The organism is Bacteroidales bacterium MB20-C3-3 (assembly GCA_035609245.1).
Classification (GTDB): Bacteria; Bacteroidota; Bacteroidia; order Bacteroidales; family UBA932; genus Bact-08.
This window is the reverse complement of record CP141202.1, coordinates 1,150,765-1,162,597: the sequence shown is the minus strand read 5'-3', so window position 1 is coordinate 1,162,597 and position 11,833 is coordinate 1,150,765. Positions and strand designations below refer to the sequence as shown.

Annotated in this window: 11 protein-coding genes; 6 read left to right on the top strand and 5 right to left on the bottom strand. The window is 42.5% G+C overall.

The features are described 5' to 3' along the window. Positions 1–5 precede the first annotated feature (5 nt). Positions 6–1,475 (bottom strand): IMP dehydrogenase, encoded by a 1,470-nt coding sequence (gene guaB, locus U5907_05250; GenBank protein ID WRQ34044.1) that lies wholly within the window; start codon positions 1,473–1,475, stop codon positions 6–8. 68 nt (positions 1,476–1,543) lie between these two features. Here guaB and U5907_05245 point away from each other — a divergent pair, with 68 nt between their 5' ends. Next, positions 1,544–3,574 carry a hypothetical protein gene (locus U5907_05245; GenBank protein ID WRQ34043.1) on the top strand — a complete coding sequence of 677 codons (2,031 nt, stop codon included), beginning with the start codon at positions 1,544–1,546 and terminating at the stop codon, positions 3,572–3,574. Between the two features lie 4 nt (positions 3,575–3,578). On the opposite strand, the gene U5907_05240 is transcribed toward U5907_05245, so the two are convergent. Together U5907_05240 and U5907_05235 are read right to left on the bottom strand one after the other, a co-directional pair. Continuing rightward, positions 3,579–4,532, bottom strand: a complete 954-nt coding sequence (locus U5907_05240) for a TIGR01212 family radical SAM protein (GenBank protein ID WRQ34042.1) — start codon at positions 4,530–4,532, stop codon at positions 3,579–3,581. Next, a complete protein-coding gene (locus tag U5907_05235; GenBank protein WRQ34041.1) occupies positions 4,533–4,979 on the bottom strand; it encodes a YhcH/YjgK/YiaL family protein in 447 nt (148 codons plus the stop codon). Positions 4,980–5,040: 61 nt separating this feature from the next. Between U5907_05235 and U5907_05230 the strand changes: the two genes are divergently transcribed. From U5907_05230 to U5907_05215, 4 genes are read left to right on the top strand one after another with little or no spacing between them, the layout of a single operon-like run. Further along, positions 5,041–6,591, top strand: a complete 1,551-nt coding sequence (locus U5907_05230; GenBank protein WRQ34040.1) for a family 10 glycosylhydrolase — start codon at positions 5,041–5,043, stop codon at positions 6,589–6,591. A gap of 19 nt (positions 6,592–6,610) precedes the next feature. Then, positions 6,611–7,816, top strand: coding sequence for a C40 family peptidase (locus U5907_05225; GenBank protein ID WRQ34039.1), 1,206 nt, complete (start codon positions 6,611–6,613; stop codon positions 7,814–7,816). Between the two features lie 23 nt (positions 7,817–7,839). Next, positions 7,840–8,991, top strand: a complete 1,152-nt coding sequence (locus U5907_05220; protein WRQ34038.1) for an enolase C-terminal domain-like protein — start codon at positions 7,840–7,842, stop codon at positions 8,989–8,991. Positions 8,992–9,033: 42 nt separating this feature from the next. Then, a complete protein-coding gene (locus tag U5907_05215) occupies positions 9,034–9,306 on the top strand; it encodes a hypothetical protein (GenBank protein WRQ34037.1) in 273 nt (90 codons plus the stop codon). A 229-nt stretch (positions 9,307–9,535) separates the two neighbouring features. On the opposite strand, the gene U5907_05210 is transcribed toward U5907_05215, so the two are convergent. Together U5907_05210 and glp are read right to left on the bottom strand one after the other, a co-directional pair. Beyond that, positions 9,536–10,198, bottom strand: coding sequence for a YgjP-like metallopeptidase domain-containing protein (locus tag U5907_05210; protein ID WRQ34036.1), 663 nt, complete (start codon positions 10,196–10,198; stop codon positions 9,536–9,538). After that, positions 10,198–11,391 carry a gephyrin-like molybdotransferase Glp gene (gene glp / locus U5907_05205; protein ID WRQ34035.1) on the bottom strand — a complete coding sequence of 398 codons (1,194 nt, stop codon included), beginning with the start codon at positions 11,389–11,391 and terminating at the stop codon, positions 10,198–10,200. The genes U5907_05210 and glp overlap by 1 nt, the downstream gene beginning before the upstream one ends. Before the next feature lie 107 nt (positions 11,392–11,498). Here glp and rpsO point away from each other — a divergent pair, with 107 nt between their 5' ends. Continuing rightward, a complete protein-coding gene (rpsO, locus tag U5907_05200; protein WRQ34034.1) occupies positions 11,499–11,774 on the top strand; it encodes a 30S ribosomal protein S15 in 276 nt (91 codons plus the stop codon). The last annotated feature ends 59 nt before the right edge of the window (positions 11,775–11,833 follow it).

Here is an 11,833-nt window from a genome sequence, read left to right as displayed (position 1 = left end):
TTTAATTACCTGCTGTAGTTTGGAGACTCTCTTGTGATGGTTACATCGTGAGGGTGATTTTCAATTACACCTGCAGCGGTTACCCTTATGAAGCTTGCCTTAGTAAGTTCCTGGAGATTTCTGGCTCCGCAATAACCCATTCCGGCTCTCAGCCCCCCAAGCATCTGGTAAATAACTTCACTCAGGGTGCCTTTGTAAGGAACCTGAGCAACAATACCTTCAGGAACAAGTTTCTTAATATCATCCTCCATATCCTGGAAATATCTGTCTTTTGAACCCTGCTGCATAGCTTCAAGTGATCCCATCCCTCTGTATGCTTTAAACTTCCTTCCGTTTAAAATAATTGTCTCACCCGGAGACTCATCTACTCCTGCAAACAAAGACCCTGCCATAATTGTGGAGGCTCCGGCTGCCAGTGCCTTTACAATATCTCCTGAATACCTGATTCCACCATCTGCAATAATCGGAATGCCTGTGCCCTTTAGTGCCTCTGCAGCCAGCATAATTGCTGTAAGCTGAGGAACACCCACTCCTGCCACAACTCTTGTTGTACAAATTGAACCGGGGCCAATACCAACCTTAACTCCGTCTACACCACACTCTGCGAGTGCTTTGGCTGCCTCTGCCGTTGCAATATTCCCTGCTATTATTTCAAGTCCCGGAAAGGCATCCTTGGCACTTTTAATTGTTTTAAGAACATTTACCGAGTGTCCGTGAGCTGTGTCTATCACAACTGCATCGGTACCCACTGAAACCAGCTTTTCAATTTTAAGCAGTGTGTCTGAACCAACGCCAACAGCTGCAGCCACCAGGAGGCGCCCCTTTTCATCTTTGCTGGCCTGGGGATTATCTTTAATCTTAGTTATATCCTTGTAAGTAAGCAGACCTATTAATTTGCCGTTATTATCAACTACAGGCAATTTCTCTATTTTATATCTTTTCAGAATTGCAGATGCCTGCTGAAGATCTGTCCCTTTTGGTGCTGTAATAAGATTCTCTTTGGTCATTATTTCCTCAATGGGAGTCTTCATGTTATCAATAAACCTCAGGTCTCTGTTAGTAACAATACCTATAAGTTTATGATTTTCATCTACAACAGGAATTCCGCCAATTCCATTCTCCTTCATTATCTGGATTGCTCCCCCAACAGTAGAGTCCTTTAGAATTGTGATGGGGTCATATATCATTCCGTTCTCTGCCCTCTTCACCTTCCTTACATGCTCCATCTGAGCCTCTATGGGCATATTCTTGTGAATAACACCAATTCCCCCCTCACGGGCTATCTCAATTGCAAGAGCCGCCTCTGTAACGGTATCCATTGCAGCAGAGACCACCGGAGCACTGATTTTAATGTTCCTTGAGAACATAGTAGAGAGGTCTACCTCTCTGGGTAAAACTTCACTGCGTGCAGGAATAAGGAGAACGTCGTCAAAGGTAAGCCCTTCAGGGATGAATCTGTTTGATAGTGATTGCATGGCTGATGTTGTTATAATCGGCAAAGATAAATAAAAAATGGTTATATTAGGGGTCAAACTAAACGGTTATGAAAAACAGATTTGCACTATTTATTGCGTTGGTCGCTGCTTTGGCGGCATCATGCACAAACTTCAAAGAGAAAAGTGATATTATGGAGAGTTCCAATATTCAACCTGGCGTTACTGAGAGCGTTATTACCAGAATCTTAAATGACAACCCTGCGATATCTGATACAGCTTTACTCAGAGCCGGTGTAACTCAGGTTGCGCAGCAGTGGAGATCAAAGTTTGGGACGCCGGAAGAGTTTGCAGAGTTTTGTGTTTCCGGTTATGCAGCAACACCGGAGAAGCGGAAGGAGTTGTTTAACAAACTTTCTGTAGCATTTGAGGCAATATGGGGAGGTTACAACAAAATGAGCGTTGAGTTAAAAAAGCCAATGCATCTTGACGGTGATACACTAACTACTCCGGATTATATTTTTGGAGCTTACGACCCGTCAAGTCACCTTTCAGAAGATTTGTACAACAATAGAATAGCATTTATAACAATACTTAATTTTCCGTTCTTCACCCTTAACGAGAAAGAGGAGATGGGTGAAAACTGGAGCAGGCTTGAGTGGGCATATGCAAGAATGGGTGATGTCTTCACACCTGACCCGCCTGCTGCTGTTAAACAGATGGTTGCCGATGCTGAGGCTGAGGCCGAGAGTTATATTGCAGGCTATAATATCATGATGGGGCATTTGGTTACTGAAGATGGCAGAAAGCTTTTTCCGGAGGATATGGTCCTGCTCAGCCACTGGAATCTGAGAGACGAGATTAAATCAAATTATGCAAATGTTCCTGATAATCTGGAGAAGCAGAGGATGATACTCAGGGTAATGCTTCATATAGTTGAGCAGACAATTCCCAAAGATGTGATAAACAGTACTCGCTATGACTGGAAGCCATATTCAAACAGTATTATTATTGATGGAAAACAGGCTGATGCAGAGCCTGAGGGAGAGAGAAGATATCAGGTTTTACTTAACCAGTTCCGTGCACAGCAGAAGGTTGATAAATATTCTTTTGCATACCCGGATGCAATAAGCAGGGCTTTTGACGGAGCAATGCAGATTAAAGTTGATGATATTGAACAGATGTTTACTGAATATATAAGCTCTCCTAAAGTATCAAAAGTTGCTGATATGATTAGCCAAAGGCTTGGAAGGCCTCTGGAGCCGTTTGATATTTGGTATGATGGATTTAAATCAAGAAGTTCCATCTCAGAGGAGGCCCTTTCAGCAAAAACCAGAGCACTTTTCCCGGATGCAGAGGCATTTGATAAAGCAATACCTGCCATGCTAAAGAGATTCGGATTCCCTTCAGATAAGGCCGATGAGCTTGGAGGGGCCATTGTTGTTGAGGCAGCCAGAGGCTCGGGACACGCCTGGGGAGCCTCATCAAAAGAGGATATGGCAAGGCTGAGGACAAGGCTTTCCAAAGGGGGTATGGACTATAAAGGGTTCAATATTGCAGTTCACGAGCTGGGGCATAATGTAGAGCAGACAATAAGCCTGAGGGATGTTGATTACTATATGCTTAATGGTGTCCCAAACACTGCCTTTACAGAGGCTAATGCATTTGTATTCCAGAAAAGAGATTTACAGCTTTTGGGCTACTCAAACACAGATCCTGAGCAGGCTAAGATGACCGAACTTGATATCTTCTGGGGGTCTTATGAAATAATGGGAGTTGCACTTGTTGACATAAATGTGTGGAAGTGGATGTACGCAAATCCTGATGCAGACGCAAAGATGCTCAAAGATGCTGTAGTCCGTATATCAAAAGATATCTGGAATAGATACTATAAGCCTGTATTGGGGGGAGAGGATTTGCCGCTTCTAGGAATATACTCTCATATGATAAACACGCCACTCTATCTGGCAAACTATCCGCTTGGTCATATTATAGAGTATCAGCTGGAAAAATTCTACCATGGAAAAGAGTGGGCGAAAGAGGTTATGAGAATATACTCTATTGGCAGCGTGGCTCCGCAGAGGTGGATGATAGAGGCAACAGGAGAGAAAATCTCCACAAAACCTATGCTTGAGGATTAATATTTTATGGGTTGTAGCGACGGGACTGCCAGGTGTCCCGTTCGCTAAGCCTCTTCTCCATTAATCTGTGAATCTCAGTATACCTGATTGTTCCCCATGGCATATTGTTGACAAATTTGGGCGGAACCTCTCCGGCAAATCTCTCTATGTGAATATCAGGTCTGAGCAGCTCAAGAAAATCTATAAAGAAATCAATATACTCTTCAAGGGAAAATTGGACAAAGTCCTGAGGACTCTCTGCGAATTCTTGCTCCATATAGGTTCCTTTTACAATCTGCAACTGATGAAATTTAACTGAATTTACAGCCATTTTGTTGATTTCGGCAGCCATTGCAATCATCTGCTCCTTAGACTCACCAGGTAGCCCGAATATAAAATGGGCACCCTGGTCAATCCCTCTTTTAGCTGTCTCCTCTATGGCTTGAAGTGTTGTGGCGTAGTCGTGACCCCTGTTTATACGCTTTAGAGTTGTGTCGTAAACTGACTCAACGCCATACTCAACAATAACAACTTTTTCTCTGGCCAGCTCTGCCAGCCAGTCCAGTTTTTCGCTGTCAATGCAGTCCGGTCTGGTTCCCAGCACCACTCCTCTAACTTCAGGATGAGAGAGAGCCTCGTAATATCTCTTTTTCAGTATCTCTAGAGGTGCATATGTATTAGAGTAGGGCTGAAAATATGCAAGATATCCTGCAGCCCTTCTGTATCTGTTTTTGTGAAAGGCTATACCCTCCTCTATTTGCTGAATTATCGGCTTGTCAGGTGTTGAGTAGGATGGATGGAAGGCATCATTATCACAATATGTGCATCCGCCCATCCCGGCACTTCCGTCCCTGTTTGGGCATGTGAAGCCTGCGTCAACAACAATTTTTTGTAATCTTGTTCCGTACCTCTCCCTGAAATAACCCACAAATGAGTTATATCTTCTCCCCTCACTGAATAGTGGCATCACTTTTTCCACCTACATTCTTATTTTGATGACAGCTTTTTTAAGAAAGCCATTTCCTATGAGCGGTGCATGTGCATCATGAGTAAAAATTACAGCCAGATTACTCTCTCCAAGACTTACAAAATTTTCCGGCTCCTCTTCAAGAAATGCCACATCATTTGTCTGATCATATGGGATGTTGTCTCCCTGGCATCTGCTCCTGTCTCTTGTTCCTATGGTCTCTGTGCCTTTCAGGACTATGTGAATGTCAATATATGTATCGTGAACCTCAAGCTTTGGAATTTCGTTGTCTTTGCACTCTCCCTCCCAAATTTTACAATAGATATCACGCCCCTCTATTTCATATTCACCGGGCTCCATTGAGAGCAGGTCTGTTCTCCCTATATATTTGAATGCCTTGTCAAACAGCGGATGCAGGGAGGTATATCTTTCAAATCCTTTAAGTGAATCTACTATCATTCTTCTTAATATTTTGCACAAATATAATATCTTTGTAAGGATTAACTAACCCCATATAATAATGATATTATTTAAAAAGCAGATTGTCAAATTGTTATCGGTTTTATTATTTGTAACAATTTCAATAATAAACTCTGTTGAAGCAAAGGCTCAACATGACGGAAAAAGAGAGTGGAGAGGAGTGTGGATAGCCACAGTTAATAACATTGACTGGCCATCATCTCCAAACCTCTCAACTGACCAGCAGAAGAGAGAGTTAATTCAGATGCTTGATCTTTATAAGAGTTTGAATTTTAATGCTGTTGTTCTTCAGATAAGACCAACCGCAGATGCGTTCTATAAATCAGAGCTTGAACCATGGTCAATTTATCTGACAGGTGATCAGAAGAGAGCTCCGGCCCCTTTTTACGATCCTCTTGCATTTGCAATTGAAGAGGCTCATAAAAGAGGGATGGAGTTGCACACCTGGTTAAATCCTTACAGAGTGAGCCAGAATGTAAATAATATCAAGGATATGTCACCTGATCATATTTACAGAAAAAAGCCACACCTCTTTGTAAAGCATGGCAACAAACTATATTTTGACCCCGCCTATCCGGAGACCAGAGAGTTTCTTACAAAAGTTATCAAAGATTTGGTTACAAGATACGACCTTGACGGAATCCATTTTGATGACTATTTCTACCCAAATAATGATTTTTCTGATGAATCCTCCTTTGCAAAACATAACAGAGGGTTCAAGAGGGAGGATAAAATGGCATGGAGAAGGGAGAATGTAGATTTGGTTGTAAAAATGTTAAGAGACACAATAAAATCAGTCAAGCCCTTTGTGAAGTTTGGGATTAGCCCATACGCTGTTTGGAGAAATAAGGCAGAGGATCCAAGAGGATCTGATACCAGAAGTTTTGGATATACAAACTACGACCACCTGCACGCAGACATTCTTAAATGGATGGAGGAGGGGTGGCTTGATTATATTTTGCCACAGCTCTATTTCAACATTGGTTATCCTGCTGCCGATTTCAAAATACTTGCAGAGTGGTGGAGGGATAACTCAGCCGGTACTCCGGTATATGGAGGACTGGGTACATACAGACTGGACCCTGCAGCAAAAATTGAGGCATGGAGATCTGCGGATGAGATTAAAAAGCAGGCAGAGATGCTCAGGGGTATTACGGAATACCAGGGGGTCTGCTATTTCAGTGCAAAGGATATGAAGAAGAATGTGGTTGGTATTAATTCTGTACTTGAAGGGCTCTATACCAATCCTTCCATTATCCCCTCTCTGAGAGGTTTTGAAACAACTCCTCCTTCACCTCCTGCAGAGGCAAAAATTGTTGTGAAATCGGGGGCGCCCTATCTTGAGTGGAGCGGAGATCCTCTTCCTGCAGGGGATGCTCCTCTTGAGGAATGTAACTCTGAAAGGGCTTATTATTACCTGATATATAAATTTGAAAAGGGTGCTACACCTGATTTTAATAACAGCAAGGCAATTATAGCACTGACAGGTGAGAGAAGTTTGAAGATTCAGGAGAGCGGATTATATGATTACTATATCTCTGCACTGGATCGCCTCTACAATGAAAGTAAAGCGGTGAAATTCACGAAATAATCAATTAAAACCCCATAAGATGAAAAAACTATTGTTAATTTTTTCGGCAGCCTTTTTAGTATTCGGCTGTACGAGTGAGTCTGAGAAAGAGAAGATTGAGGGTACATTCTCCGGAATTTTCGATAAGGTTAAAGAGGAGTTTGCTCCTGACAGGAGAGCTAAAACTTTCGAAGCAAAACTTGAAGTTTCTGAAAAAGGAGATACTGTTATTCTCAGAGGTTCCACAACTGAGTCTGCTGCAAAGGATGCTCTTATAGCAAAACTTTCTGAGGCCGGAATTGATGCTCTTGATAGTATGGTAATGCTTCCTCACCCTGCACTTGGTGACAAAGTATTCGGTATAACAAACCAATCTGCAATCAATTTCAGATACTCTCCCAACTACTCAAGTGAATCGGCTACACAAACCGTTATGGGAGCCCCTTTGCAAATTCTTGAGAAGAGGGGAGGATGGACAAGAGCTGTCACACCTGAGGGTTACATAGCATGGGTTTCATCCGGAAGTATTGCCTATATGAACGAGTCAGAATTTAATGGGTGGAGGGCTGCTCAAAAGGTAATTATTACAACTCACTATACTCTTTACAGGGCAGGTGCATCTGAGACTTCAGCTGTGGTTGCTGACGGAATCATGGGTAATATCGTGAAGTTTGTAGCCAATGCAGGACCTTATGTGAAGGTTCAGCTTCCTGACGGCAGAGAGGCATTTGTACTTACTGCAAATACTGCAGATTTCTCAAAATGGCTGGCATCAAGGAATCCATCACCTGAGAATATTCTTGCAACTGCCAGACAGTTTGTCGGTTTTCCATATATGTGGGGAGGGACATCAGTTAAGGCAATGGACTGCTCCGGATTTACCAAAACAGTATTTTTCCTTAATGGCGTAATCCTTGAAAGAGATGCCTCTCAGCAGGCAAAAACAGGGGAAGATGTTGAGCTTACGGAGGATTTTGGAAATCTTAAAGCAGGCGATCTTCTCTTCTTTGGTTCAAAGGCTACAGAAGAGAGGCCTGAGAGAATTACTCATGTTGGTATATATATGGCAAATGGTGAATTTATCCACGCTGCAACATCAGTTAGAATAAACTCACTTCTAAAAGATGCCCCAAATTATTATGAAGGATCTACAAGGCTTGTAAGGGCAAGAAGAATTCTTACAATGATTGACAAGGATCCGGATATTATATCTGTGTCAAAACACGCCTGGTATGTGGCTAACTAGTAACTCATCAAACAATTAAAGTAATGACGCTTACATCAAGAAGAAATTTTATCAAAAGTGCAGGCCTGCTTACTGCTGCGACAGCTCTTATAAACCCCTTTGATATTTTTGCTCAGGCAAGACAGAGGGTTGCCTCAAAAGGTGGCAGTAAAAAGATGGTTCTCTCATTCAGACCTTACGATGCTCAGATGAGACATGTCTTTACCATTGCAAACTCATCCAGAACCACGACTCCTATAGTTTTGACCGAGATAGAGTGGGACGGAATGGTTGGTTACGGAGAAGCTGCTTTGCCCCCGTATCTTGGAGAGACTCAGAACTCCGTTATTGATTTCCTTAAGAAAGTAGATTTGTCAAGGTTCAATTCCCCTTTCCAGATACAGGATATTATGGCTTATGTTGATTCAATTGCTATTAATAATACTGCTGCTAAAGCTGCTGTGGACATAGCATTGCATGATATAGTCGGTAAGATAATGGGGCAGCCCTGGTGGAAAATCTGGGGATTTAATCCTGAAACAACACCAAACACCTCATTTACGGTAGGTCTTGATACAGAGGAGGTTGTTAAGGAAAAGACCCGCGAAGCTTCACCTTACAAAGTAATTAAGGTGAAACTGGGGAGGGACGAGAAGACAGACAAGATGATGGTAAATACAATCAGGTCGGTTACAGATACTATCATTTGTGTTGATGCAAATCAGGGGTGGAAGGATAAGCACTATGCCCTTGATATGATCCACTGGCTTAATGAGAGGAATGTGAATATGATTGAGCAGCCTATGCCTAAGCTTCTTCTGGATGAGGCTGCATGGGTAACAGAGAACAGCCCGCTTCCTGTAATTGCAGACGAAGCTTGCCAGAGGCTAACTGATATTCCTAAGCTTAAGGGTGCTTATCATGGTGTAAACATCAAACTAATGAAATGCACCGGAATGAGGGAGGCAAGAGAGATGGTTTCATTGGCAAAGGCTCTCCATATGAGGCTTATGATTGGCTGTATGACTGAGACATCCTGTGCAATATCTGCTGCAGCACAACTTGCACCGGAAACAGAGTGGGCAGACCTGGATGGGAACCTTCTTATTTCAAACGATGTTTACAAAGGAATGCTCATTGTTGATGGTAAGATAACTCTTAATGATCTGCCGGGTATAGGCATATCAAAACTCTAAATTCAAATATTTTGCTACCTTTGCGAAAATTCTAACAAAAATATGGCAAGTTTAAGAACAATTAAAAAGGATATAGACTTTCTGGTAAGTGAGGTTATCTCTGACTGCTGGGTATTCATGTATATCAATCCTGAAGAGAAAACAGACGAGGCTGTCTCAATTATTAATGATGCAGTTGTTCTGAGAAATGAACTTTTTGAGAGGGTAAACAGTAAAGAGATTGAAAGCCCAAAGAAGCATTTTAAGGCTATCAGCCAGGATTTACTTAAAGGAGTTGACGCTCTGTTTATCAGAATAAGCGGACTTACAAAGTAGTTCCCGTTTCTTAACCAAAACTTCAATGTTGAGGCTGACCAAAATGTAATTGGTTAGCCTTTTTTGTTATATCATTTATCTGCATCAGCACGGAAAATCCTCCCCATCTTCGATGGGTCCCCTCCCTCTTCGGGAGCCAATGTTTTCCTTAGCTGATACAGATAAATGATAATTACAAGAAAAAAAGAGACCAACGAAAAATTGCTTTTTTGTCGGCCTCTTTTTTATGTTATGTGATTTCAGGATTTTCCAAAATAAAAAGAACCTGAGGTCTCTCTCTCCTGAGCATTCTGTTCAGCTCCCTCTCTCTCCCTTCGCTCAGGGAGTTGAGCAGAGAGTGAAATCCGGGCCCGTGATTTCTGTGAACAAGGTGGCACAGCTCGTGAATTATTACAAAATCAGCCAATTCAGATGACAATCTCATCAGATGAATGTTGAGGCTTATGTTTCCCGATTTTGAACAGCTACCCCAGTTTGTTCTGTTATTTCTTACAGTCACCCTGCCAGGTTTAAAACCCAATGTGGCGGCAAGCATCTCTACTCTTCCGGGAAGATATTTTTTTGCCTCTTTCCGGATTACTTTAATAATCTCCTCCTCAGACGAGTTTTTAAACCCCTCGTATGGTATCTCTCCGGTGATAAGTTTAAGAGCTTTTCCGGGGCCCAGCCTGATTGCCTCCTCCTCCCTTTTTCTGCTCTGTTTCAGAAGAGTTGCCGATATCCACTCTGCCTTTTCATCAATAAAAGCAATTGCCCGTGAGTAGCTTACCAGCCAGGGAACTGTTACCGATATACCATTTATTGGGTGTACTGCAAGTTTCACCCTTCCGGAGAGTCTGGCTCTTCTTATTGTAATCTCACCAAACTCCGGATGGATATATATTTTTGGCATCACTCAAGGATAAAAATTGTAACAGACTCACCCTTTTTTATATCCCCTCTCCCCACAGGCACAGAGGCTACAGCAGTTGCCTCTCCCATAGCCAGGATATGCGCAGATCCGTTGTAGGAGAGAGTTTCAAACTCCCCTTCAGCAGATATTCTTCCGGGTATAAAGGAGAGTCTGGATGTGTTCTTCCTTTTATACTCCTGTGCTATTGGAACTTTTGTCCAGATCCTGCTTGATGAGCCTCCTGATGAGGAGCATATCCACTCCTTTACTAAAAGGAGGAACTGCAGATAGCAGGAGACAGGATTTCCGGGGAGAGCAAATACAACCTTTGAAACTTCACCGGACTCATCTTTTTTCACAGCAAATGTACTCGGCTTACCCGGCTGAACTGCTACCTTGTCAAAGAGAATAGTGAATCCTAAAGATTCAAGAGTATCAGGTACATAGTCAAAATCTCCCATTGATACACCTCCGGTAATTATCAGAACATCATTATTCCTGAATCCCTCTGTTATCATTGTTTTTACATCCTCTCTATCATCCCTGGCAATTCCAAGATATTCTGCATCTGCACCTGCAGATAGAGTCTGGGCATAAAGCTGCCATCCGTTAGAGTTTCTTATCTGAACCCTTGATGGAGTGGCCTCCGGCTCTATGATCTCGTCTCCGGTTGAGAGTACTCCAATTTTAAATTTTTTACATACAAGAGGAGATGAGATACCCATTGATGCAAGGATGGCAATATGGGCTGCATTTATCAAAGTACCAGACGGAATAGCTATGCTTCCACTGCTCATATCCTCTCCCCGCATACAAATATTATCCCTCCCTTTACCTCCCCTGAAGTGCATATAATTATCCTCAACAACGCAGTCTTCAACCATTACAACTGTATCTGCCCCCTCCGGGAGCATTGCTCCGGTCATTATCCTGGAACACTTGCCTTTTTCCACCTTAACAGATGGCTCGTATCCGGCAGGTATTGTCTCCACAATCTCCAGTTTCTCTCCAAGATCCTCTCCCCTGCAGGCAAATCCGTCAACTGCCGATTTATTAAAAGGGGGAGTATCTCTGTCGGCATAAATAGTCTCAGCAAGGTACCTCCCGGACGCAGCAGAGAGGGGGACATTTTCATAACCCGGTTTAATAGTGTTATGCTTTACAATATTAAGTGCTTCAGAAAAAGGTATCATTTCTATATGGTTTGAACCACAAAATTAGGAAAATAGTTGCGCCTTGGAAAAATATGTCTATCTTTGCAACCCAATTTTGGGAAAACAAATACATCAATTGCTTAAAAATGGCGAACTATTTAACATCGGACAAAAAGCAAGAGATTTTCGGACAATACGGAAAGTCTAATGCAGATACCGGCTCAGCAGAGAGTCAGGTAGCTTTATTTTCCTACCGTATCGCTCACCTTACCGGTCACCTTAAACAAAACAAGAAGGACTACTCTACACAGAGATCACTTCTTAAGCTGGTTGGTAAGAGACGCCGTCTTCTGGACTATCTGAAGGCGACTGACATTGAGAGATACAGAAGCATTGTGAAGGCACTTAACCTTCGTAAGTAAAATAAATAGAGCAAAAATCAGAGGGGCTGTCCAACAGGGCAGCCCTTTCTCATGTGAAA

Coding starts and splice junctions, on each gene's coding strand:
- U5907_05230 (WRQ34040.1), top strand. CDS start 5,041: ATGATATTATTTAAAAAGCAGATTGTCAAATTGTTATCGGTTTTATTA.
- U5907_05235 (WRQ34041.1), bottom strand. CDS start 4,979: ATGATAGTAGATTCACTTAAAGGATTTGAAAGATATACCTCCCTGCAT.
- U5907_05210 (WRQ34036.1), bottom strand. CDS start 10,198: ATGCCAAAAATATATATCCATCCGGAGTTTGGTGAGATTACAATAAGA.
- U5907_05245 (WRQ34043.1), top strand. CDS start 1,544: ATGAAAAACAGATTTGCACTATTTATTGCGTTGGTCGCTGCTTTGGCG.
- rpsO (WRQ34034.1), top strand. CDS start 11,499: ATGGCGAACTATTTAACATCGGACAAAAAGCAAGAGATTTTCGGACAA.
- guaB (WRQ34044.1), bottom strand. CDS start 1,475: ATGCAATCACTATCAAACAGATTCATCCCTGAAGGGCTTACCTTTGAC.
- U5907_05225 (WRQ34039.1), top strand. CDS start 6,611: ATGAAAAAACTATTGTTAATTTTTTCGGCAGCCTTTTTAGTATTCGGC.
- U5907_05215 (WRQ34037.1), top strand. CDS start 9,034: ATGGCAAGTTTAAGAACAATTAAAAAGGATATAGACTTTCTGGTAAGT.
- U5907_05220 (WRQ34038.1), top strand. CDS start 7,840: ATGACGCTTACATCAAGAAGAAATTTTATCAAAAGTGCAGGCCTGCTT.
- glp (WRQ34035.1), bottom strand. CDS start 11,391: ATGATACCTTTTTCTGAAGCACTTAATATTGTAAAGCATAACACTATT.